General features: G+C 68.4%; 25 protein-coding genes and 1 riboswitch. Of the genes, 16 read left to right on the forward strand and 9 right to left on the reverse strand.

What is annotated here, in order from left to right:
* Positions 1 to 396: 396 nt before the first annotated feature.
* On the reverse strand, positions 397 to 1,047 hold the full coding sequence (locus V9K99_RS35795; RefSeq protein ID WP_337011502.1) for a DNA-binding protein: 651 nt from the start codon (positions 1,045 to 1,047) through the stop codon (positions 397 to 399).
* A gap of 182 nt (positions 1,048 to 1,229) precedes the next feature.
* Between V9K99_RS35795 and V9K99_RS35800 the strand changes: the two genes are divergently transcribed.
* Positions 1,230 to 3,275 (forward strand): vWA domain-containing protein, encoded by a 2,046-nt coding sequence (locus tag V9K99_RS35800; protein ID WP_337011504.1) that lies wholly within the window; start codon positions 1,230 to 1,232, stop codon positions 3,273 to 3,275.
* A gap of 193 nt (positions 3,276 to 3,468) precedes the next feature.
* On the opposite strand, the gene V9K99_RS35805 is transcribed toward V9K99_RS35800, so the two are convergent.
* Entirely contained in the window at positions 3,469 to 3,591 is a 123-nt protein-coding gene (locus V9K99_RS35805; RefSeq protein ID WP_337011506.1) for a hypothetical protein, read from the reverse strand.
* A 95-nt stretch (positions 3,592 to 3,686) separates the two neighbouring features.
* On the opposite strand from V9K99_RS35805, the gene V9K99_RS35810 reads away from it, so the two are divergent.
* A complete protein-coding gene (locus V9K99_RS35810) occupies positions 3,687 to 4,166 on the forward strand; it encodes a recombinase family protein (RefSeq protein ID WP_337011631.1) in 480 nt (159 codons plus the stop codon).
* A gap of 94 nt (positions 4,167 to 4,260) precedes the next feature.
* On the opposite strand, the gene V9K99_RS35815 is transcribed toward V9K99_RS35810, so the two are convergent.
* From V9K99_RS35815 to V9K99_RS35830, 4 genes are all read right to left on the reverse strand, one after another.
* Positions 4,261 to 5,109 carry a PhzF family phenazine biosynthesis protein gene (locus V9K99_RS35815; RefSeq protein WP_337011508.1) on the reverse strand — a complete coding sequence of 283 codons (849 nt, stop codon included), beginning with the start codon at positions 5,107 to 5,109 and terminating at the stop codon, positions 4,261 to 4,263.
* The gene (nadC, locus tag V9K99_RS35820) at positions 5,109 to 5,996 is read right to left on the reverse strand and encodes a carboxylating nicotinate-nucleotide diphosphorylase (protein WP_337011510.1); all 888 of its coding nucleotides are present in this window, start codon (positions 5,994 to 5,996) and stop codon (positions 5,109 to 5,111) included. The genes V9K99_RS35815 and nadC overlap by 1 nt, the downstream gene beginning before the upstream one ends.
* Positions 5,997 to 6,285: 289 nt before the next feature.
* A complete protein-coding gene (locus V9K99_RS35825) occupies positions 6,286 to 6,522 on the reverse strand; it encodes a DUF1330 domain-containing protein (protein ID WP_337011512.1) in 237 nt (78 codons plus the stop codon).
* Between the two features lie 142 nt (positions 6,523 to 6,664).
* Positions 6,665 to 6,976 (reverse strand): EthD family reductase, encoded by a 312-nt coding sequence (locus V9K99_RS35830; RefSeq protein WP_337011514.1) that lies wholly within the window; start codon positions 6,974 to 6,976, stop codon positions 6,665 to 6,667.
* Between the two features lie 161 nt (positions 6,977 to 7,137).
* On the opposite strand from V9K99_RS35830, the gene V9K99_RS35835 reads away from it, so the two are divergent.
* The 9 genes from V9K99_RS35835 (at position 7,138) to V9K99_RS35875 (ending at position 15,975) form a co-directional block, all read left to right on the forward strand.
* The gene (locus tag V9K99_RS35835; RefSeq protein ID WP_337011516.1) at positions 7,138 to 8,040 is read left to right on the forward strand and encodes a LysR family transcriptional regulator; all 903 of its coding nucleotides are present in this window, start codon (positions 7,138 to 7,140) and stop codon (positions 8,038 to 8,040) included.
* A gap of 502 nt (positions 8,041 to 8,542) precedes the next feature.
* The gene (locus V9K99_RS35840; protein WP_337011518.1) at positions 8,543 to 9,706 is read left to right on the forward strand and encodes a serine/threonine-protein kinase; all 1,164 of its coding nucleotides are present in this window, start codon (positions 8,543 to 8,545) and stop codon (positions 9,704 to 9,706) included.
* 179 nt (positions 9,707 to 9,885) lie between these two features.
* Positions 9,886 to 10,019, forward strand: a riboswitch (FMN riboswitch).
* Between the two features lie 143 nt (positions 10,020 to 10,162).
* Positions 10,163 to 11,200 carry a bifunctional diaminohydroxyphosphoribosylaminopyrimidine deaminase/5-amino-6-(5-phosphoribosylamino)uracil reductase RibD gene (ribD, locus tag V9K99_RS35845; protein ID WP_337011520.1) on the forward strand — a complete coding sequence of 346 codons (1,038 nt, stop codon included), beginning with the start codon at positions 10,163 to 10,165 and terminating at the stop codon, positions 11,198 to 11,200.
* Positions 11,201 to 11,803 (forward strand): riboflavin synthase, encoded by a 603-nt coding sequence (locus V9K99_RS35850; RefSeq protein ID WP_337011522.1) that lies wholly within the window; start codon positions 11,201 to 11,203, stop codon positions 11,801 to 11,803. It begins immediately after the preceding gene.
* The gene (gene pnuC / locus V9K99_RS35855) at positions 11,800 to 12,468 is read left to right on the forward strand and encodes a nicotinamide riboside transporter PnuC (RefSeq protein ID WP_337011524.1); all 669 of its coding nucleotides are present in this window, start codon (positions 11,800 to 11,802) and stop codon (positions 12,466 to 12,468) included. Before V9K99_RS35850 ends, pnuC begins: the two co-directional genes overlap by 4 nt.
* 1 nt (position 12,469) lies before the next feature.
* A complete protein-coding gene (locus V9K99_RS35860) occupies positions 12,470 to 13,708 on the forward strand; it encodes a bifunctional 3,4-dihydroxy-2-butanone-4-phosphate synthase/GTP cyclohydrolase II (protein ID WP_337011526.1) in 1,239 nt (412 codons plus the stop codon).
* Positions 13,708 to 14,178 carry a 6,7-dimethyl-8-ribityllumazine synthase gene (ribH, locus tag V9K99_RS35865; protein WP_337011528.1) on the forward strand — a complete coding sequence of 157 codons (471 nt, stop codon included), beginning with the start codon at positions 13,708 to 13,710 and terminating at the stop codon, positions 14,176 to 14,178. Before V9K99_RS35860 ends, ribH begins: the two co-directional genes overlap by 1 nt.
* Before the next feature lie 4 nt (positions 14,179 to 14,182).
* Complete coding sequence (locus V9K99_RS35870) at positions 14,183 to 14,812, forward strand: class I SAM-dependent methyltransferase (RefSeq protein WP_337011530.1); 630 nt, start codon at positions 14,183 to 14,185, stop codon at positions 14,810 to 14,812.
* A complete protein-coding gene (locus V9K99_RS35875; RefSeq protein ID WP_337011531.1) occupies positions 14,809 to 15,975 on the forward strand; it encodes an MFS transporter in 1,167 nt (388 codons plus the stop codon). The genes V9K99_RS35870 and V9K99_RS35875 overlap by 4 nt, the downstream gene beginning before the upstream one ends.
* Here the strand turns inward: V9K99_RS35875 and V9K99_RS35880 are convergent.
* A complete protein-coding gene (locus tag V9K99_RS35880; protein WP_337011533.1) occupies positions 15,972 to 16,934 on the reverse strand; it encodes a hypothetical protein in 963 nt (320 codons plus the stop codon). The two genes, V9K99_RS35875 and V9K99_RS35880, sit on opposite strands and share 4 nt — an antisense overlap.
* Positions 16,935 to 16,995: 61 nt before the next feature.
* On the opposite strand from V9K99_RS35880, the gene V9K99_RS35885 reads away from it, so the two are divergent.
* Positions 16,996 to 17,964: a helix-turn-helix transcriptional regulator gene (locus V9K99_RS35885; RefSeq protein ID WP_337011535.1), complete on the forward strand. Its 969-nt coding sequence runs from the start codon at positions 16,996 to 16,998 to the stop codon at positions 17,962 to 17,964.
* Here V9K99_RS35885 and V9K99_RS35890 read toward each other — a convergent pair.
* The gene (locus V9K99_RS35890) at positions 17,952 to 18,437 is read right to left on the reverse strand and encodes a MarR family transcriptional regulator (RefSeq protein ID WP_337011537.1); all 486 of its coding nucleotides are present in this window, start codon (positions 18,435 to 18,437) and stop codon (positions 17,952 to 17,954) included. The genes V9K99_RS35885 and V9K99_RS35890 overlap by 13 nt on opposite strands.
* A 69-nt stretch (positions 18,438 to 18,506) precedes the next feature.
* Here V9K99_RS35890 and V9K99_RS35895 point away from each other — a divergent pair, with 69 nt between their 5' ends.
* Genes V9K99_RS35895 through V9K99_RS35905 form a run of 3 tightly spaced genes read left to right on the forward strand, consistent with a single transcriptional unit; the run spans position 18,507 to position 20,521 of the window.
* Positions 18,507 to 19,145 carry an NAD(P)-dependent oxidoreductase gene (locus V9K99_RS35895; RefSeq protein WP_337011539.1) on the forward strand — a complete coding sequence of 213 codons (639 nt, stop codon included), beginning with the start codon at positions 18,507 to 18,509 and terminating at the stop codon, positions 19,143 to 19,145.
* 12 nt (positions 19,146 to 19,157) lie between these two features.
* Complete coding sequence (locus V9K99_RS35900; protein WP_337011541.1) at positions 19,158 to 20,018, forward strand: NAD(P)H-binding protein; 861 nt, start codon at positions 19,158 to 19,160, stop codon at positions 20,016 to 20,018.
* Entirely contained in the window at positions 20,015 to 20,521 is a 507-nt protein-coding gene (locus V9K99_RS35905) for a DUF1772 domain-containing protein (protein ID WP_337011543.1), read from the forward strand. Before V9K99_RS35900 ends, V9K99_RS35905 begins: the two co-directional genes overlap by 4 nt.
* Here V9K99_RS35905 and V9K99_RS35910 read toward each other — a convergent pair.
* Positions 20,461 to 21,441, reverse strand: a complete 981-nt coding sequence (locus tag V9K99_RS35910; protein WP_337011545.1) for a P1 family peptidase — start codon at positions 21,439 to 21,441, stop codon at positions 20,461 to 20,463. The genes V9K99_RS35905 and V9K99_RS35910 overlap by 61 nt on opposite strands.
* Between V9K99_RS35910 and V9K99_RS35915 the strand changes: the two genes are divergently transcribed.
* Positions 21,440 to 22,141 (forward strand): MBL fold metallo-hydrolase, encoded by a 702-nt coding sequence (locus tag V9K99_RS35915; RefSeq protein WP_337011546.1) that lies wholly within the window; start codon positions 21,440 to 21,442, stop codon positions 22,139 to 22,141. The genes V9K99_RS35910 and V9K99_RS35915 overlap by 2 nt on opposite strands.
* The last annotated feature ends 18 nt before the right edge of the window (positions 22,142 to 22,159 follow it).

Raw genomic sequence — 22,159 nt, forward strand, 5'->3', positions numbered from 1 at the left:
CACTGAGACACCGCCGAATTGTCTACCGACCTCGTGATATATCCATCCCACCGACGTGGCGAGAATCACCAACCCACAAAGCCTCCCAACACGACGACCTCACCCCCGGCAGAATCGGACGCCCCGGCAACCACCACAGCCGGCTCCTGACTCATCCACGGCACTTCCGGCAGCATCACCCGTCAGCGGACCGGTCTCGTGAGCACACCGGCAGCCCACATGTTCAACGGATCGGCTCGTGCGTGAGCAGTTCGGCAACCCAACCGACCAGCGGGCGCCGTCGCCTCAGCACCCTGTTCGTGCGCGGGCACGCGGCCGCGAAGCTGTCACCGGATCAGCTCATGCGCGAGCACCTTCGGCAACCCAACCGGCACTGACGTTCCTGCTCGGCGGCTCCTACTCGTGGTGGTGTTCGTAGTGGGCCATGGCGTCGGCGGTGCGGCCGGTGCCGTAGGTGAGGAGGAGCTCGGCGAGGCCGGGGGAGTCGGGTGCGACAGCAGCCGCGGCGTGCTGGATCTCCTCGGCAGAGGCGACAGCGCGGAACAGATCCTGAATCTCTCGCACCACAGCGCGCGCTGACGGCGCGCTTGCCTGGATGTCATTGGGTGGCGCCTGTGGGCGGGCGTACCCCGTCGTCACGCCCGTTGGCAACCCGCCGGGGGTGGCGAACGGCGTCGCCGCACCGGCGGTCTGTCCTGGTGGCGGAACGGATGGACGGGACAGTTGGGCGGTGGCGTGGGTATAGGCGCCGGTGGCGGCGCGGATCCCGTCCAGCTCGCCCGGGATGTCGTGGGGATCGATCTCACCCGCGATGGCCAGATCGGCGAGCTCGGAGAGGGCGCGGAGACGTGACACCACCGCTGGGTTGCCGATCTTCACCCGCTGCGCGCTCATCAGCTGAGACAGCATCGGCGCCGACAACCCGATCACCTGGGCGAGGCCGCCCTGGGTCAAGCCGAGTGGCGGGGCCACGCGTCGTACCGTCTCACCGAGTGGCTCGCCGTACAGCTCCATCTGCTGCTGGAGGTTGTGCGCTGTCTGGTCCATCCGTGTGATCCCCTCTAGCCGGCGGCCGTCCGTGACCGACTGCAAAGATCTTCGCAGTTGCGAACGCAAATTTCCAGCCCAGGACCCCGCGTCTATGGAAATCTGAGCGTGAACGAGGCGGCTTGACATTTGCGATTGCAAACTGCCAGGGTTTGCGACAGCGAATCTCACTGGAGGAAACGATGACGGCTCTGCAGGGACACCGCCGCCCCGCGGTGTGGGCGATCCTCGCCATCACGCTGATCGCCTTACTGGGCGGCCTGGCGACCGGGACCGCCCAGGCTGACCCCGACCCGGGCAGCGGCAAGCTGGTCCTGGTGCTCGACTCGTCCGGCTCGATGAAGGAGCCGGCCGGTGACGGGCAGACCAAGATCGCCGCCGCACGAGCTGCGCTCACCAAGGTGGTGACCAAGCTGCCGGCGGAAGCGGAGGTCGGTCTGCGGGTGTACGGCGCGACGGTGTTCAAGCGCACCCAGCCCGGTGCGTGCACGGACACCCAGCTGACCGTGCCGATCGGCACGAACAACCGCCCGCAGTTGCAGACCGCGATCGCGCAGTACAAGCCGTACGGCGAGACTCCGATCGGCTACGCGCTCCAGCAAGCCGCCAAGGATCTCGGCCCGAGCGGTCAGCGCACGATCGTGCTCGTCTCCGACGGTGAGGCGACCTGCGCACCCGACCCGTGCGTGGTGGCAAAGTCGATCGCCAAGCAGGGCATCGACTTGAAGATCGACGTGGTCGGGTTCCGTGTCGGCGGGAAGGCGCGCAGCCAGCTGCAGTGCGTCGCCCGCGAAGGCCGCGGCGACTACTACGACGCCGACTCGACCATCGACCTCGAGGCCGGACTGGATCGCCTGTCTACCCGAGCATTCCGACCGTTCCGGATCTCGGGTACGCCGATCCAGGGCGGCGCGCAGCAAGAAGGCGCGCCAGTGGTTGCCCCAGGCCACTACTCGGACACCTTCGGCAACGACGCGACCGCGAAGTACTACCTGATCAAGCGCACCATGGGGCAGTCGACGCTGCGGGCCGGCGTGAGCTTCCGGCGGCCGTCGGGTGGGAGCTTCGTGGTCAAGGCCGAGGTGAAGATGAGCACGATCGGCGGTGAGGCGTGCGGCTGGAGCTACCCGCTCGCCTTCGAAGGAGAGCAAGGCATCGCCACCGGCGCCGCGTCGAGCTGGACGGGTGATTATCCCAAGGGATGCACGGCGGACGATCAACTGGTGCTCACTGTCTCGGCAGGCGATGACTTCCGCGAGATGAAGGGCCTGCCCTACGAGCTGCGCATCGACGAAGAGCCGCCGGTCGACTCGACCACGAATCTGCCGCCCGAGGCCGGCAACCCGGTGTGGACGCCGATGACGGGCTCGACCCCGCGCGAGATCATCCCCGGTTCGAGCTTCCCCGACGCTCCGCTGCTCACCCCGGGCAGCTACAAGACGACGCTGATGCCCGGCGAGGTCCAGCTGTACAAGGTCAAGCTCGACTGGGGCCAGCGGCTCCAGGAGCAGGTGACCGTTCCGAAGCTCGGCGCGGCGACCGCGAAGGCGCTGGACTCCATCCACTACCTGGACACGAAGCTGATCTCGCCGACCGGCGAGGACGTGTACGCCGTGTTCGCGAAGCAGGTTCCGAACGGCCCCGGCGGACGCGGCGTCCTCACCAAGGACGGAGCCTTCAAGGCGAACACGACCAAGGAGATCCGCTACCTCAACCGCGAGGGCCCGAACAACCAGGACAAGGGCACATCGATGCCCGGCGAGTACTACATCGCGATCTCCATGACCCGCCGAGACACCGACAAGGCCGTCGCTATCCCGATGACCCTGACCGTCGGAGTCATCGGTACGGCGGGCACCGGCAAGCCCGAGTACGTAGACGGCGCCACTCCAGTCGCCGGCACCTCGACCACCCCTTCACCCACCGCCGACCCGTCCGACTCCGGCTCCGAAAACGAGAACGGCAACGGCACCCAAGCCGGCGGTCCCATCCAGGGCAGCGACACCAACTCCGGCGACAGCACTCCGGTCGCCCTCGTCGCCGGCCTGTCCGGCGGCGGCGTCGCCCTCCTCATCCTCGGCCTCCTAGTCGTCCTCCGCCTCCGCCGGAAGCCGGCCATCATCCAGCCGAGCGCTTGGTCAAACAGTCCACAGCACCCGACCCAGGTGCCGCCGCCATACCCGAACCAGAGCGGCCAACAGCCGCCACAACGGCCGCCGTACAACTGACACCCAACAGAGCCCGGGCCCCACGGCCCGGGCTCTGTCCACAAGGAAGACAGCCGCGGTGCACGCGACCTCACCGCCCTCGAAGCCGGCCACCGCCCAGCTGAACTGGTTTGGCCAAACAGTTCGCATCCCCGACGCAAGTGCCACTGCAGTACCCGAACCAAGGCGGCCAACAGTTGCCACCTTCTCTGCACTAACCGCCGCGTGTGGGAGTCTCTGTGTCGCGATCGTTGCGAGTGGTCACCGAGCCCGGCTTGGTGATGGCGTCGGTGAGCAGGTCGAGATGGCCGACGTGGCAGGCCGTTTCCTCGATCATGTGGGGTTGCAGCCAAGGTACGGCGGAAACCGGCGATAGGCGGGTAGCGGGACCAGTGTGGGTGCGGGTTTGGGCTACTGGCCGGCTGCGCCCGGATCTACCTCGACAAGGCGTCCGGCGTCAAGGGCGCCACCCGGCCCGACCTGACCGCCGCCCTCGATCACATGCGCGGCGGCGACATCCTCGTCGTGCTCGACCTGACCCGGCTGGGCCGCGACACCCGCGAACTCCTCGCCTGCGTCGAAGACGACCTGCACGCCAACGGCCGCCACTTCCGCACCCTCGACGGCATCGTGCTCGGCACCAGCGACGACATGTGCGGCGAACTGATCTTCACCGTGTTCGCAGCCATCGCCAAGTTCCAACGTCAGCAGATCGTCAAAGGCACCCGCGAAGGCCTCGACGCCGCCCGCGCCCGAGGCCGCGTCGGCGGCCGTCCTCGCGCCCTGGCCTCCGAACAGATCGCCGACGCCCGCATCCTGCTCGGCGCCGGACAAACCCGAACCGCCGTCGCCACCAAGCTGCGCGTCTCCCGATGGACACTCAGCCGCGCCCTCGACACCGCGTCCCGCTGACGGCCGCCACCGGGTGCCAACGCTTCACCGCAGCGGACAGCCCCAGCCCCATGCGCGGATCGCAGAAGAGGACGGTCTAGTTGGGCGTCAAACGTCAAGCCTGACGCACGACTGTTCGTGCGATAGTTGCTTGGCCCCCAACTCGGACCGGGTGCTCCAGGTGGGTGTTATCGATGGTTGCCGTGATGGTGGATGGGTTGCCGAGGAGATCGCCCATGTCGACGGTGAGGCGGTCCGTGCCGAATCGGGCCATGTGCGCGGCCAGGCAGGCTGTGCTGTTGGCGTTGGCGATGTCCTCGGGGACGCCGATCGACGGGGCGAACATCCGAGCGGCTGCCCGGCCATGCCGGTCCGGGATCGAGTAGGCGTAGCAGCCCAACAAGCCGTAGCGGTCGCAGGCGGCACGTAGGAGGGCGAAGTCTGGGGAGAGGTCGGCCAACGCGGCGCGCGATCGGACTGGCAGGAGAAGCCTCGGCCGCCCATTCGAGGCCACGCAGGCGTTGCCGACGACGGCTTCGTCAGCCAGGCCGAGGCCGGCTGTGACCGCCCTTAGCTCGGGTGCCTGGGCGACGCGCAGGTTCATCGGGCCTGGGTCGAACGACGCTGTCACGCTGTCGCGGTTTCGGATGGCCCAGCCTTCGAAGCTGCGGCTCGTCGTACACAGCACGGCGTGGTGGTCGCTGCCGCCTTCGCGTATGGCGAGCAGCGCCAGGGCCGCGACGGTGCCGTGGCCGCAGGCAGGCAGTTCGCCTTCGGCGGTGAAAAACCGGAGCGAGTACGAGGGACGGCCACGCTCAACTCCGGTGGCACGAATGAAGACGGCGTGCGAAGTGCCCAGTTCCCCCGGAATGCGGCATCGCTCCTCGTCGGTGAACGACGCTTCGTCGAGAACAGCGGTCGGGCTGCCGCCCCGGCCCTGCCGCTGACACGCGTCGATGACCACTACCTCGGGCATAGCACCGGGTCGGTCGTCAGCAGCATCGTCAGGTCCAGCGCGGGCGCGCTGTGCGTCAACGCGCCGACCGAGATGAGGTCGACTCCCGTCTCGGCGATGGCGCGGACGCTGTCCGGGCGGACGGTGCCCGAGGCCTCCAGCAGGATCCGGGAGGCGTCGGCACGCTCGGCCCGGATATTCACGACCATTTCAATGTCGGCCACCGGCATGTTGTCGAGCATGATCCAGCGGGCCCCGGCATCGAGGGCCTCAACGGCCTGCGCCACGGTCTGCACCTCGACATCGGTCTCCACCTTCTGCCCGGTGCGCGCCATCCCGCGCCGGACCGCGTCGATCGCGGTGGTCACGCCGCCTGCCGCGGCGATGTGGTTCTCCTTGAGCAGCACCATCGCCGCGAGGTTGAGCCGGTGGTTGCGGCCGCCGCCGACGGTCACCGCGTACTTGTCCAGGGCGCGCAGGCCCGGCGCCGTCTTGCGGGTGTCCAGGATGCGCGCCTCGGTCCCGGCCACGGCCTGGACGTAGCGGTCGGTGAGCGTCGCGATGCCACACATGCGCTGCAGGAAGTTCAGCACCGTACGCTCCCCGGTGATCAGGCTGCGCGCCGAGCCGGACAGGCGCACCAGGACATCGTCGCTGGTCAGCCGGGCGCCGTCGGGGACGAGAGCTTCCACTGTGACCTCGGGGTCGACCTGGGCGAAGACCGCCGCGACCACGGGGAGACCGCCGGCGATGCCGCATTGCCGGGCGCGGATCTCGGCCACGGCCGCCAGGCCCTCGGGAACGCTCCACGCGGTGGTGATGTCCTGGCCCGACTCATCCTCAGTCAGGGCAGCGGCGACGGCGGTTCGCGCCGCCTGTAAGGGGAACTCTGTCATGGTCGGTGGTCTCCAGTCCTGTGGTTACGGGCCGAAAATCTGAGGTGTCCCGCGCGCGGACCGCTGTCAGAACCGATTGCGCTGGCGTCGCCGGCACCCTCGGCGGCAGTGGGCGGGGCGTCGGCAAGCTCGGCAGCCCACCGCTGCGACCACTCGGTGACCGAACGCAGGGCCTCGCGGGCGTCGTGGCCGAGCGGGGTGAGGGTGTAGCTGCCGTTGCACAGCACCTCGGCGAGTCGAGCCTCTTGGAGCTCTGTGAGCCTTCAGTGAAGATCCGACTGGGCCTCGGTCAGTCGATGCCTTCGACGATGCGGAAGTCGCGCTCGACGCCTTCGGAGAGGCCGACCAGCGCCTCCTGGTAGGCCGCACTCTCGTGCGCCGCGACGGCCTGCTCGAAGCTGTCGAACGTGCGCCCGCCGGTGTGTTGGCGGTCGTTCAGCTCGCCCAGCGCGGTGCGGGTCAACCGGACGGCCTGCGCGGCAACGCTGCCGTGGGGCTGCTGCCCCGGCGGTCGCGCCGCAGGCACGCATCAACCACCGTGACATCCGGCCAGGACATGGGCCCACCTTTGACGCTCAACGAACCGGCAACCGCGAACGGCGTTCCGCCGATAGCCGGACCTGGCCGCATCGGCCGGCCGAACGCGTCCCGGAGCGTGCCGTCCTGTCTCAGCTGGTGCCGTCCTGCACCGGATAGTCGATGACGACCACACCGCCGGTGGCGTAGTTGACGACATCGGCGGCCAGCCGCTGGCCTTGCGGCGATGACCGCGCCGCGGCCAGGGCGGCGGCGTCAGCGAAGTCGGCTTCGAAGACCGCGAAATACGGCGCTTCTCCGTTGGTCGCCGCTACGTCGAAGCTGTAGCGCCACGCAAGCAGGCCGGGCCAATTCATGACCAGCGGAAGGTGGTTGTTCACGTAGTAGTCGCGGAAGTGGTCAGGGTCGGCGGGCTTGGGATACAGGACCACCGTCTTATGCATGACGACCTCCGTCCAGATCAGGGGTGTGTGTGAGTGCGATGTCCGGTACCGCGGTCAGTTGACTCGTCATATGCGCAGGTTAGGGCTTGATGTGCGGTCGAGGGAAAGACCGGGACGGGATAGACTCAGAACGGATCGTTATCAATCGGGTGGGAGGGCATGTGGCGCCGGATACGGTGAGCCTGCGGTACTTTCTGGTGCTGGCGCAGGAGTTGAACTTCACCCGCGCGGCCGCACGGATCGGTATCGCGCAGCCCGCACTCAGTGCCCGGATTCGCCGATTGGAGGCGGAACTCGGCACGAGCCTGCTGGTTCGTACCACGCGTAGCGTCGTATTGACCACGGCCGGTGCGGCTTTGGCGGAGTCCGCGCCGCCCGCGCTGGCGGCGCTGGACCGGGCATGGGACACCGCCCGGAATGCGGGGGCCGGTGAACTGGGCACGCTGCGCATCGGGTACAGCCTCAGCACGGGGGCCGAGACGGCACCGGCTCTGGTGGACAGGCTCATTCGCAGCAGCCCGGGACTCGAGGTCGGCGCGGTCCCGATGGCGACACCGGAGATCTCCCCCGCGGTCGCCGACGGCCGCATCGATGCGGGGATCACCCGCGGTGAACAGCCGGGTCGTGGCGTACGCCGGTTCCTGCTGCGGCGTGAGCGCGTCGGGGTCCAATTGGCACAGCATCATCCGCTGGCCGAACACCCGGAGATCGAGATCGCCGACGCGGCCGCGTACCCGCTGCGACTCCCCGACCGTACGGCCAACCCCGTGATCCACGATCAGCTGTCCGCACTGTTCCGCGACACCCGTCCAAACCCCCGATTCCACACGCCCGCAGTCTCTTTCGACATGTCTCAGCGCGACCTACACGACGGGCTCACCCTCGCCCCGGCCAGTGAAGCCGCGGTCACGGCACTACCGGCCGGTCTCACGTGGCGACCGCTGCAGGGCGCACCCACCCTGACGATCCACCTGGTCCTCCCGCAGGTGCAGTCACCACTACACCGCCGCATCCGTACCGTCGCCAAAACCCTGGCACACGAGCTGGACTGGCTGCCGGACTGACGCGCAGCAGGTCACGCGAGACGGAAGTCGGCGGTGGCGAGGCCGACCCGCACCGCCAGGGCCAGGGCCAGGGCCTGCGCCGACGGCGTGGGCGGCGCCGCCCGGAACTGCTTGAGCAACGGCCGCCCGGCGTCATCGATGGCGAAGTCGGCCAGATCCGGATACGCCCCGTCGGTCGCCCGGCACTGCGCATCGAGGCGCTCGTGCAGGTCAGCGCGACGGCATGGAACAGCTCGGCCGACATGGGAATGACGCGTTCGCGATCGGCCTTGGACGGCGCGATGACCAGCAAGGCGATGACTTCGCCGTTGGTGCGCTGGTAGTTGCGGATGCTCAGGTGGGACAGCTCCAGGAGCTCCTCGATGGGCGGCCCGGCGTCGCGTTGGTGCTTGTCGTCTCTGGAGGCCCGGGCCGTCGACCGGCGGTCTGGGACGTGTTGTCGGCGGTCGGGATCCAGGTGTGCTGTGGCGGGGGTGGGCGGGTGGGGCGGTAGTTTCTTCGGGTGGAGGCGTTTGCTGGGCGGTATCGGCTGATCGACCTGATCGGGACCGGTGGGATGGGATCGGTCTGGCGGGCTTGGGATTTGCGGCGGTCGGCGTACGTGGCGGCCAAGGTACTCGGGCAGCATGATGCGGCGACGTTGCTGCGGTTCGTGCGTGAGCAGTCGTTGCGGATCGGGCATCCGCATGTTGTCGCCCCGCATGGCTGGGCCGCTGACGACGACAAGGTCGTGTTCGCGATGGATCTGGTCCGCGGTGGGTCCGTGGCGACCTTGCTCGGTGATCACGGCCCGCTCCCGCCGTCGTACGTGGCCGTCCTCCTCGATCAACTGCTGCACGGGTTGTCTGCCGTCCACGCCGCGGGGGTCGTCCATCGCGATGTGAAACCGGCCAACCTCCTGCTTGATGTCACGGGTAGGGGTCGGCCGCATCTCCGGCTGTCCGACTTCGGCGTCGCGGGTCTCCTCCACGAACCGCGAATGACCCGCCACAGCACGATCCTCGGCACGCCGGGGTACCTCGCGCCCGAGCAACTGGCTGGTGCGGACCCGGATCCGCGCCAGGACTTGTATGCGGTCGGTGCTGTGGCCGTCGAGCTCCTCACCGGTGAACGTCCCGGTGTCGACGGCAAGCTCCCGGTCGTTGACGGTCCGCTCGGCGAGTTCATTCGCCGGTGTACGGCGACCGATCCGGCCGACCGCCCCGAATCCGCGAGCGAAGCCGGTCGACTGCTCGCCGCGAGCGGTGTGCTGCCGCCGGCGGGCACCACACCATGGGCGGACGATCCCGACTCACCTGAAGTCTTCGACCAGCTTCCGCCGCTCCCCGACTCGTGGAGCTCGGCAGGTCCGGCTCCGCGCACCCAGCAGGCCGACCCCCGCCCTCAGCAGCCTGGCCCAGGCACTCAGCAGGCTGACCCAGACGCTCAGCAGGTCGGCGCACGCACCGGTCCGGAGGCGTCGCCACGCTCGACTCTTATCGCGTACCCGTCTGGCGGAGGGCTGACGACGAGCGCGGAAGCCGCGGGGACGCAAAATCCACCTGGGTACGGCGAGCATGCGTGGCTGGCCACCCGGTCGAAGCGGGTGCTGCGCTGGATCGCGGTCACCAGCTTTGCCGGGGCAGCTGGCCTGCTCGGAGCCGCCGCCTGGCTGCTGCTCCGCTAGGTGTGAGCTCGCTCCGCTGACCGGGCCTCGCTCCCTGTGTAACCGCCGCCGTCGCGCTCGCCCTGACTGGAAGGATGCCGCCGGAGCCGGCGCTGCGGAGGCGGCGGGAGCTCAAGATGTGACCTGGCTCCTGGTGGGTTGGGCGGGGAGTGGCACACTTGAGGCACGAGTGAACCCACTCGCGTGCTCCGGGGTCGGTGTAATTCCGAGCCGGCGGTGACAGTCCGCGACCCGGCCGCAGCAGTTGAGCGGCCGGTTGACCTGGTGGAATTCCGGGACCGACGGTGAAAGTCCGGATGGGAGGCGCACGCGATCGGCGGGTGCGCTCTGACGTCCGGCAATGGACCCAAAATGGTCCGCCGCGAGTCCCAGGACCTGCGGCAACCCCGGGCGGCAGTGCGTGCATGCCGGTTGTCACGAGCCCCGGAGTGCGTCCGTGACGACGAGGGACCGTGAGTGAACAACGCTTCGCCGATCGATGTCGCCTGGATGCGGCGTGCGGTCGAGCTGGCCGCCAAGGGCATCGGCAGCACCCACCCGAACCCGGTGGTGGGGTGCGTGATCACCGGCCGGGACGGGCATCCGGTTGGTGAGGGCTTCCATGCCGTTGCCGGTGGCCCCCATGCCGAGATCGAAGCACTGACGATGGCGGGTGATCGAGCCCGCGGTGGTACGGCGTACGTGACGCTGGAGCCGTGTAATCACACCGGCCGGACGGGACCGTGTGCGGACGCACTGATCGCTGCCGGGGTAGCTCGGGTGGTGTACGCCGTACCGGATCCGAACAGGCAGGCTTCCGGTGGCGCGGAGAAGCTCCGGAGCAAGAACATCCAGGTCGAGGAGGGTGTGCTCGACACCGAGGCCGAGGCGGTCAACCACGTCTGGCTGCACAGCGTCCGGATGGGGCGGCCATTCGTCACCTGGAAGTTCGCCACCACGCTCGACGGGCGCTCAGCGGCGCCGGACCGGAGCAGCCGGTGGATCACCGGCCCGATCGCGCGGGCCGACGTACACCGGAAGCGGGCGGAGTGTGACGCGATCGCGGTCGGCACCCAGACCGTGCTGGACGACGACCCGGAGCTGACGGTCCGCGACGAGCACGACGTCCCCGCCGCCAGGCAGCCGCTGAGAGTTGTCGTCGGCGACCGTGAGATCCCGTTGACCGCGAAGGTCCGCAACGACCGCGCGCAGACGCTGATCCTGCCCACCCACGATCCCGCCGAGGTGCTGCGGCAGCTCGACGACCACCACATCCGGCACCTCTGGCTCGAGGGCGGTCCGACGCTGGCCGCCGCTTTCCTCCGTGCCCAGTTGGTCGACCAGATCGTCGCGTACGTCGCCCCGGCCGTGCTCGGCTCCGGGTACGCCGCGATCGGCGATCTCGGGGCGGAATCGATCGGCCACCTGCGGCGGTTCAAGCTAGCGGACGTCACCCGTCTCGGCGACGACGTCCGGCTGACCCTGACGCCGCTCGAACCACAAAGGACGCACTGAATGTTCACCGGAATCGTCGAGGAACTGGGCACCGTCGAGGCGCTCGACCTGCTGGAAGGGGACGCGGCCCGGCTCACCATCCGCGGGCCGAAGGTGACCGAGGACGCCAAACACGGCGACTCGATCGCGGTCAACGGCTGCTGTCTGACCGTGGTTGAGACCGGTGACGGCACCTTCACCGCTGACGTGATGCGCGAGACGCTGCAGCGCACCAGCCTCGGTCAGGCCACCAAAGGCTCGCAGGTCAACCTGGAGCGCGCGGTGTCGGCCCATGACCGGCTCGGCGGCCACATCGTGCAGGGCCACGTCGACGGTGTCGGCACGATCGCGAGCCGCACGCCGTCCGAGCACTGGGAGGACGTCCGGATCTCCGCCGCGCCAGAGATTCTGAAGTACGTCGCCGAGAAGGGCTCGATCGCCATCGACGGCGTCTCCCTGACGGTCACCGAGGTGGACGACGCGACCGGCACCTTCGGAGTCAGCCTGATCCCGACCACCCTCGAGCTCACCGTGCTCGGCCGCAACGCGGTCGGCGACACCGTGAACCTCGAGGTCGACGTGATCGCCAAGTACGTCGAACGCCTACTAGGAGGCACCAAGTGATCGACTGGTTGCTGCACGCGGAAGTGACGATCGCCGGGTCGCCGGTGCTCGTCCGCGAGATCGTCGGCAACGTCTTCGGCCTGGGCAGCGCCCTGTTCGGCATGCGCCGGCTGATGGCCGCGTGGCCGGTCGGCATCGTCGGCAACGTGCTGCTGTTCACGGTCTTCGTCGGCGGGATCTTCGACACCCCGCAGGACAAGGATCTGTGGGGCCAGGCCGGGCGCCAGGTGTTCTTCGCGCTCGTCAGTCTCTACGGCTGGTACCGCTGGTACCAGACCCGGCACGGCGGTGCCGCGAAGGCGGTGCAGCCGCGCTGGGCGACCGCCCGGGAGCGGCTCGAACTGCTCGGCCTCGCGGTCGGGCTCTACGCCATCTCGTACTTCGTGCTTCGCGAACTCGGTTCGTGGGGACCGCAGTGGGACGCGTGGATCCTGACCGGCTCGATCCTGGCGACGTACGGGATGGCGCGAGGGTTCGTCGAGTTCTGGCTGATCTGGATCGCTGTCGACGTGGTCGGCGTACCGCTGCTGATCCAGGCGAAGTTCTACCCGTCGGCGACGATGTACATCGTCTACGGATTCTTCTGCGTCATCGGGTTCGCGTCGTGGTGGCGGATCCAGAACACCGAACGCACCGAGACTCCCGAACCTGTGGTGGTGGGCTGAGATGGGCGACATTCTGAAGCTGGACACGATCGAGCACGCGATCGACGAGATCCGGGCCGGGCGGCCGGTGATCGTGGTCGACGACGAGGACCGGGAGAACGAGGGCGACCTGATCTTCGCCGCCTCCAAGGCGACGCCGGAGCTGCTCGCGTTCCTGATCCGGTACAGCTCGGGCGTGGTCTGCGTCCCGATGGAGGGGGCCGAGCTGGACCGGCTCGGCATCCCGCTGATGACCCCGCACAACCGGGAGCGGATGCGGACGGCGTACACGATCTCGGTCGATGCCCGCGACGGCATCAGCACCGGGATCTCGGCCGCGGACCGGGCCCGGACGATCCGGGTGCTGACCGACTCCGCGTCCGAGCCGTACGACCTGGTTCAGCCGGGTCACGTGTTCCCGCTGCGCGGTCGCGACGGCGGCGTCCTGGTCCGGCCGGGGCACACCGAGGCGTCGATCGACCTGGCCCGGATGGCCGGGCTGACGCCGGCCGCGGTGATCTCCGAGCTGGTGAACGACGACGGCACGATGAAGCGTGGTCCCGAGCTGCGCGAGTTCGCCGACGAACACGGGCTGGTGCTGGTGTCGATCGACGATCTGATTCGCTATCGGCGTCGTACCGAACGGCAGATCCAGCGGGTCGCGACGACCTTGCTGCCGACGCAGTACGGCGATTTCGTTGCCCACGGCTACCGGAATACGGTCGACGGGTCGGAGCAGCTGGCGCTGGTCCGCGGTGAGATCGGGGACGGGCCGACGTTGGTCCGGCTGCACTCGGAATGCCTGACCGGCGACGTGTTCGGTTCGTTGCGGTGCGACTGTGGTCCGCAGCTCGACGAGGCGTTGCGTCAGGTCGCGGCCGAGGGTGGTGTCGTCGTGTACTTGCGCGGGCACGAGGGACGCGGGATCGGGCTGTTGCACAAGCTGCAGGCGTACGAGTTGCAGGACGCTGGCCGCGACACGGTCGACGCGAACCTTGACCTCGGGCTGCCGGCCGATGCCCGCGACTACGGTACGGGCGCGCAGATCCTGGCCGACCTCGGTGTCAAGGAGGTGCGGCTGCTGACGAACAACCCGGACAAGATGGCCGGCGTTCAGGGCTACGGCATCGACGTGATCGAGCGGCGCAGCATCTCGATCGATCCGACCGAGCACAATCTGCGGTACCTGCGGACCAAGCGCGACCGGATGGGCCACCACCTGCCGGGTGGCGTACTTGCTGAAGAGAACGGAGCCGGCTGATGTCGGGCAGTGGAGCACCCACCATCGAGACCCCGCGGGCCGACGGCGCCCGCGTCGCGATCGTCGGCGCGCTGTGGCACCCGAAGGTGACCGACGCGCTGGTCGCCGGCGCGATCCGCGCGCTGGACGAGGCCGGCGTCACCGACTACACGGTGATCCGGGTGCCGGGATCGTTCGAGCTCCCGGTCGCGTCGTTGCATGCGGCAAAGAGTGGGTACGACGCAGTGATCGCGCTCGGCGTCGTGATCCGCGGCGACACCCCGCACTTCGAGTACGTCTGCCAGGCCGCGACCGAAGGCCTGATGCAGGTCGGCGTGACCACGGGAGTTCCGATCGGCTTCGGCGTACTGACGTGTGACAACGACCCGCAGGCGCTGGATCGGGCCGGTCTCCCGGACAGCCGCGAGGACAAGGGGTACGAAGCCACGCAGGCGGCGCTGTCGACGTTGGTGGCCATCCGTAGTCTTTAGGGCCATGGACTGGCACAGTTGGCACGATGACTACGACGTACCTGGTTCGTCCCTCGCGCAGCGGCTGACGGTCGTGCAGGAGCAGCTTCGATTGGCGTTGGATGCCGCTCCGCCCGGCCCGTTGACGGTCGTGAGTTTGTGCGCGGGGGAGGGGCGCGATCTGCTGGAGGTGCTGCCGGCTCATCCGCGTCGCGACGACGTCCGCGCTCGGCTCGTCGAGCTTGATCCACGCAGTACGGCGGTCGCCGAAGAGTCGATCCGGGTCGCCGGGCTGGCCGGGGTCGAGGTGGTCGAGGGCGATGCGGCGTTGGTCGATCAGTATCAGGGTCTGGTGCCGGCGGACGTCGTACTCGCGTGCGGGGTGTTCGGCAACATCTCGGACGAGGACATCGAGCGGACCGTCGACACGTGTCGCCAGTTGAGCGAGACCGGCGGCACGGTGATCTGGACGCGGCACCGGGACGAGCCGGATCTGGTGCCGACGATCTGCGGCTGGTTCGAGGAGAGGGAGTTCGAGCGGGTGTGGTTGTCCGACCTATCCGCGGGCTTTGGTGTGGGCGTACATCGCTTCACTGGCCAACCAGAATCTCTGGTGCTGGGCCGAAGTATGTTCACGTTTGTCAGACAGCAGTGAACTACCGTCCGCTGATCTGGCTGGCGGTTGCGACGTTCTCGACGGGGATCGACGGCTATGTGCTCGCCGGTCTCCTTCCCGCGATCGCCGCTGATCTGCGCGTCGTCGAAGCGGCCGCTGGGCAGTTGGTGTCGGCGTTCGCATTGACGTCTGCGTTGGCGGCACCGCTGCTCAGTACGGTGACTAGCCGCTGGGAACGCCGTACGACGATCGCTTTGTCGCTTGGCGTCTTCGTTGTCGGCAATCTGATCGTCGGATTGGCGACCTCCTACTCGGTCGCGCTCGGTGGACGAGTGGTGGCCGCGCTTGGTGGATGTCTGCTCAATGCCGCCGTCACCGGGTACGTGATCGCTCTGACGCCGGCGAAGGATCACGGCAAGGCGCTGTCGTTCGTGCTCGGCGGGTGGATGGCGGCGACGGCGCTCGGAGTGCCGGTCGGCCTGGTGCTCGGTCAGTCGAGTTGGCGGTTCCCGATGATTCTGGTCGCGGTGGTGGGGACGATCGCGCTGGCCGGCATCCTGCTCAGGCTTCCACGCCTGCATCTACCGGGCGGAACGCTGACCGATCGCCTGCGTCCACTCGGCCAGCCACGTCTGCTGGCCGGTCTGCTCGTCACGACCGGCATCCTCTGCAGCAGCTACACCTGCTTCACCTACGCCACACTGATCCTGCGGCCGGCCTTTCCGGCTGAGTGGATGATGATCCTGGTCATGTTCGGCTACGGCCTGGCCAGCATGCTCGGCAACGCGGTCACCGGCCGGCTGACCGACCGATTCACCGCGCTTCGCGTGCTGACCGTCGTACTGGTCGGACTGCTGTTGGACGCGGTGCTGGGAGCACTTGCGTTCACGCTGGGCGGCGTACTGGTGGTCACCGGGCTGCTGTGGTTCTTCGCCGCGGGCATCGGCAACGGCGGCGCGGCCGTCCCCCAACAGGCCCGCCTCGCCGCCCTCGCCCCGGACTCGGCCGCCATCGTGATGGCACTCAACGGCAGCGCCATAGCCCTGGGCTGCGCCCTCGGCAGCGGCCTCGGCGGAGTCGCGCTGGCCGCCGGCTCCTCGCCGTACGGCCTGCTCGCCGTCGCCGCCGTCATCCTCACCCTGACCCTGACCCTCCACCTGATCGTCGCGAAGGTCCGCGCGTACGACGAGGTGCCCGTCTAACCGATTCTGGTGTGCTGCATCTTCCAGTTGGGGGTCCAGGTTTTGCCGCCGTCGGTGGAGAAGGCCTGTTCCCAGGAGGCTTTGTCGGTGCCTGGGGTCCAGGTGAAGCGGACGTCGATCGGCTGGCCCTCCCAGACGTCCGGACCTTCGAAGATGCCGATGCCGTCGTCGCGGAACGAGCCGATGACCGGTGTCTCGAGTTGGCCGCGCAGACTGTTGATCCAGTGGATCGCCCAGGTCTTCGACTCGGGGTTGTAGATGCGCAGGGTCGCGCCGCGGAAGCCTTCGGTCGGGAAACAGCCCTCGTCGAAGCTGACGGCACCATCGAAGTACGTCGTGACTTCCATTTCGGACTGCATGTCGTACCACTGCGCGTTGTCACCCAGCGCCGGCTTGCGACGGCTGTTGTGCATGTCCCATCGGCCGACGAGGAAGTCGAAGTCGCCGGTCAGCTTCGGTACGTCGAGTGGCGGCGGCGGAGTGTCCCGGCGGGTGAAGTCCATGACCCAGTTGAGTTCCCAGGTCTTGCCGCCGTCGTTGGAGTAGCACTGCTCCCAGTGCGCGGTCTGCTCGGTGATGGCCGACCACTCGTAGCTGACCAGGATCGGCTGCCCGTCCAACTCGTCGTCACCGACCAGGCGGCACGACGTACCGTCCTCGGTCCACCCGCCGTGCACCGGTGGGTAGAGCTGCATAGTCCGGCCGTCGATCCACCAGATGCTCCACTGCTTCTCGACCGGGTCGAACAGCCGCACCGACATCCCGTACCTGCCCTGCGTCGGGAAGCGCATCTCGTCGACGCTGATCGCCCCGTCGAAATGGGTCCGCGCGGTCGTCGTACCGTCGAACTCGTTCCACTCGTCGCAGCCGACGAAGGCTGCTTTCAGCGTGCGGTGCCGGACGTCGAAGTACCCATTCAGGAAGTCGAAGTCGCCGGTCTCTTTGGTCCATGTCGTCATGCAGCAAGCTTCGGCTCTATACCTGACAGCGAGTGGCAGTGTTCCGGGTTAACCTCGAGATATGCGTTCGAGCCGGCTCCTGTCGATCCTGCTGTTGCTGCAGACCCGCAGGCAGCTGACCGCGCGCGAGCTCGCCGACGAGCTCGAGGTGTCGCTCCGCACGATCTACCGCGATGTGGAGGCGCTCGCGGCGGCCGGCGTACCGGTGTATGCCGATCAAGGGCGCGCCGGTGGTTATCGCCTGGTCGAGGGGTATCGGACAAGGTTGACCGGGTTAACCGAACAGGAGGCGGCCGCGCTCTTCCTGGTCGGCATGCCCGGGCCGGCCGCGGCGCTCGGGCTGACCGCGGAGACGAGCGCGGCCGAGCTGAAGCTGCTGGCGGCGCTCGCCCCGGACCAACGCGACCGCGCCGGCCGGCTGAAGAACCGCTTCCACCTCGACCTACCCGCCTGGTACCAGGACGCCGAGACCTCGCCACACCTCTCGGCCGTCGCCGACGCGGTCTTGCACGACCGCCGGATCAAGGTGCTGTACCGGCGCTGGGAGGCACCCCGTGAGGTCGAGCGCGTCCTCGAACCGTACGGACTCGTGCTCAAGAACGGTGCGTGGTACGTCGTCGCCGCCACGGGCAACGGGATGCGTACGTACCGGGTCTCCAACATCCTCGAGCTGACCCCGACGGATGAGGAGTTCGAGCGACCGTCCGACTTCGACCTAGCGGGCTTCTGGCAGGACCACCTGGCCGCCTTCGACCAGACCCGCTTTACCGGCGAGGCCGTCGTACGGGTGTCGGCGGGGCTCGTCGGGCGGATGCACGACGTGTCGTTTCCGCAGCTGGTGAAGGCGGTCGCGGCCGCCGAGCCGGCCGCCGACGGGACCGTGACGGTCACACTGCCGATCGAGTCGATCGGCAACGCGGCGGCTGCGTTGTGCCGCTTCGGGAACGCCCTGGAGGTGCTCGATCCGCCGGAACTGCGGGCCGAGTTGGCTCGGCTCGGCCGCACGTTGATCGACATCTACGAGTCTTGATTCAGCTTCTCGATGGCGGATCGGCCGGCGTCGGTGCTGCGGCGGAGGAAGCCCGCGATGACCTCTAACTCTTCGTCCGTGTAGTCGGCCAGGACGTCGTCCATCGCGCCGATCATCGGCTGGTAGAGCCGGAACACCTCCATGCCGCGGTCGGGCAGCACCCGGATGGTGACGCTGCGCCGGTCGCCCCGCGCGCGGTCCCGGGCGATCCAGCCGGCCCGCTCGAGCCGATCCAGGATGCCGGTCAACGTGGCCGGATGCAGGCCGGCTTGCCGGGCCAGCGCGCTCGGGGTGAGCGGTCCGCTCCGCGCCAGCACGTCCAGGCAGTCGAGGTCGACGTCCTTCAGCGCCAGTCGGCCGCCGACCTGGTGATTGAGCAGGGCGAGCTGGATCCGCAGGTCGCGCAGCGCGGCCTTGATTTCGTTGCCGGTCCGCCGGCGGTGACGCGCGTCACCTGGTTGTGTCTGTTCCATATCTTATGAGTTCCGTACTATATGAGTTACAGAGAAGCTTCACGGTATCGCACGAGGCGAGGAGTTGGCATGAAGATCACGGTGTTCGGAGCGACGGGCGGGATCGGCGGTCACGTCGTACAGCAGGCGCTGGAGGCAGGGCACAAGGTGACGGCGGTGGTGCGAACATCGTCGGCTTTCGCACTGGAGCACCCGTCGCTCGAGGTGTTCCGGGTCCCCGGGCTGGGTGAGCCCGGTCCGTTGCAGGACGCGGTCGACGGGAGCGAGGCCGTGATCTCCGGGGTCGGTCCGCGGGGACGCAAGGACGGTCCGGTCGCGTCGAGCAGCACTCGCTCGATGCTGGCCGCGCTGTCGGCTTCCGGCGTACGGCGCTTTGTCGCGGTGAGCGCAGCACCACTCGGGCCGGCCGCGCCGGACGAGAGCTTCCTCAACCGCCGTCTGCTGCTGCCGATGATCAACGCCTTCGCGGCCGACGTGTACGCCGACCTCCGGGTGATGGAGGCGGACATCAGGAGCAGCAACACCGACTGGACGATCGTGCGGCCGCCGAAGCTCACGTCCGGGGCGCTGACCGGGACCTATCGGACCGTTGTCGGCGGCACCGTTTCGCGCGGCTACACGATCTCCCGCGCCGACGTCGCCCACTTCATGCTCGCCGCCCTCGACGATCCGGCGACGGTCGATCAGGCCGTCGGCGTCGCTTACTGAAAGGACGAACTGATGATCCTGATCACCGGAGCAACCGGAACCGTCGGCCGCCCACTGGTCGATGCGTTGATAGGCAGTGATGTCGCCGTACGCGCCGTCACCCGGTCTGGCGCCGGAGCGCTACCGGCCGGTGTCGAGTCCGTCACCGCGGACCTGGCCCGGCCGGAGAGCCTCGCGCCCGCACTCGAGGGTGTCAGCACGCTGTTCGTACACCCGCGGGCCGTCGGGGAGAGTGCCGGCAAGCTGCTGGCGATGGCGGCCGAGCATGGCGTACGGCGGATCGTCGTATTGTCGGCAATCAACGTCGACGACGACCCGGCGCACCAGCCGTCGCGGCAGAACGGGGACCGCAACAAGGAAGTCGAAGACGCGGTGACCGGCAGCGGGCTGCCGTGGGCGGCGGTTCGGCCCAGCACGTTCGCCGTCAACGCGATCGGCATGTTCGGCGCGCAGGTCCGTGCCGGGGACGTCGTACGAGGTCCGTATGCGAACTTCGCCGAAGCGCCGATCCACGAGGCGGATCTGGCCGCCGTGATCGCCTACGCGTTGCTGCACGATGACTTGGACGGCCGTCGGATTCCGGTCACCGGACCGGAGTCGCTGACCCACGAAGAGCAGGTCGCTGTCATCGGAAAGGTGCTCGGCCGGCCACTCCACTTCCTGGAAGTTCCGCCGGAGGCGGCCGCGGGTGGGATGATTGCGCGCGGCATCCCGGAAGCCTTCGTCACCGCCCTCATGGCCAGGTACGCCCGCGGCGCCGGCCGGCCCGCGGAGACCACGGACGAGGTAGAGCAGATCCTCGGCCGCCCCGCCCGCACCTTCGCCGACTGGGTCAGCGACCACGCCTACGCATTCGGGCAGGCGACCCCATGACCAGGCTGATGCGCTTGGCGAGTCTCCTGTTCACCGGGCTGTTCGCCGGCTTCCTGCTCGGCGTGCTGGTGCTGGAGAACTCACTGCGTGGCTATGGCGCAGAGGTCTACACCCAAGTACGACAGGTCGAACTGGACTCGCTGGACACACTGGCATCGGTCACCTTGATCCCAGCGATCCTCACCACCGTGGTCCTCGCGATCCGTGCCCAAGGCAACGACCGCCGCCTCGCGTGGACAGCGGCCGTCCTACTCCTCCTGGTATTCGCCACAACCCTCGCAATCAACCTGCCCATCAACGCAGACCAATCCAACTGGTCGCCCCAAAACCCACCAACCGACTGGTCAACCACCCGCGACCGCTGGCAACTAGCCCACCTGGCCCGCACAATCGCCGCCCTCCTAGCCTTCGCCACCCTGACCACCACCGCCTTTGCCAGGCCTCAGGCGAGCAAGCCTCCTGACGTCAAGCGGGTCACGACCAGGTCGTGGGAGAGCGCCTGAGCGGTGTGGCCGTGGTGGCCGGTTGTGGGGGTGGCCGTGGTTAGGGAGTTGAGGAGGGCTTCTTCTACTGATTCGGTGACGGCTTGGAATGGGGCGCGGAGCTGGCGGTCGGGGAAGGCTGGTTCGCGGTTGGTGGTGAAGGCGATGGCGTAGTCGCCGCTGCCGGGGGCGTAGTCGGAGCCGACGCGGGCCATCGCGAAGATGGCGCGGCGGGCGAGCCGGCCGAGTTGGCGGGCGTCGAGGGGGAGGTCGGTGGCGATGACGATCATGCAGGAGTTGCCGTCGGCATCGAGCGGTTCCGCGGGGATCGGGGTGCCGAGAACGGTCAGGGTGCCGGAGAAGTTCGCTTGGACCAGTGCGCCGATGGAGCCCGAGTCGAGGGTGCGGGAGGAGGTGCCTATGCCGGCTTTGTAGCCGAGGGCGGTGGTGCCGGTGCCGGCGCCGACGGAGCCTTCGGTGGGGAGGGTGGGGGAGGCTGAGTCCAGGGCGGCGTGGACGTGTTCGGGGGTGATGGGGCGGCGGCGGATGTCGGAGAGGTAGCCGTCGTTGGTTTCGCCGACGATCGGGTTCAGGCTGGTTGCCTGAGGGTCGCGGTCGAGCAGCCAGGTGAGTAGCGCGTCGGCGACGCGGAAGACGCTCAATGTGCCGGTCAGCAGGATGGGGGTCTCGATCACGCCCAGTTCGTTCACCTGCGTGGACCCGACGAGCTTCCCGTACCCGTTGCCAACCGCAACCGCGGCCGGCAGACCGTCGGCGTACCCATCCGGCACGATCGCGGTCACTCCCGTCTGCAGGTCACCCGAGGAAATCGTGGTCTGACCGACGCGAACCCCTGGTACGTCGGTGATCGCGTTGAGCGGACCGGGTGGCAGCGTGCCGACGGTGACGCCGAGGTCGCGGACTCTCCGGGGAGTTTGCATGGCAGCTATCGTCGGCCAGGTGCTGGAACAGGTGAACGGCCGGGTGTGGCTCTACCCGCACGACCCCGACCCGGATGCGATCAGGCCGTCGGTCGCGGTGATCGCCGACGACCGGGGCAGCGTACTGATCGACGCCGGCAACAGTCCCGAGCACGCCCGAGCCATCCAGGCAGCGATCACCGAGGCCGGGCTGCCCGCGCCAAGGTGGCTGGTCTACACGCACCACCACTGGGACCACACGTGGGGAGCGTGCGCCTGGGAGGACGTCACCGTCGTCGCCCACACCGCAGCCGTGGAGCTCCTGACCAAAGAAGCCGAGCGCCCGTGGAGTCACCGCTACCTCCGCGACCAGGTCGAGGCCAACCCCAAGCTCGGACCCAGCTTCCGCGCCCGCGCCCTCGCCGTACCGGATTGGACCGACTTCCGGATTGTCCTCCCGGACCAGACCTTCGACGACACGCTCACGCTGCCGACTGGCGTCGTACTGCGTCATGTCGGTGGGAACCACGCGCCGGATTCGCTGGTCGCGACGGACTCGGGCGTAATCCTCCTGGGCGACGCTTTCTACCCGCCTCCGTTCCACCTGCGCGCCGAGGGCGACACCATCGACCACGGGATGGTCAAGCGCCTGCTCGCCGAGAGTCACACCTGGTACGTCGATGCTCACTCTTCGCCACGAGGTCCCGGCAGGCGGACCTGACCGGAGGCCATTGGTGCC

Origin of the sequence: Kribbella sp. CCNWLW201, from assembly GCF_037203805.1 — a bacterium.
Classification (GTDB): domain Bacteria; phylum Actinomycetota; class Actinomycetes; order Propionibacteriales; family Kribbellaceae; genus Kribbella.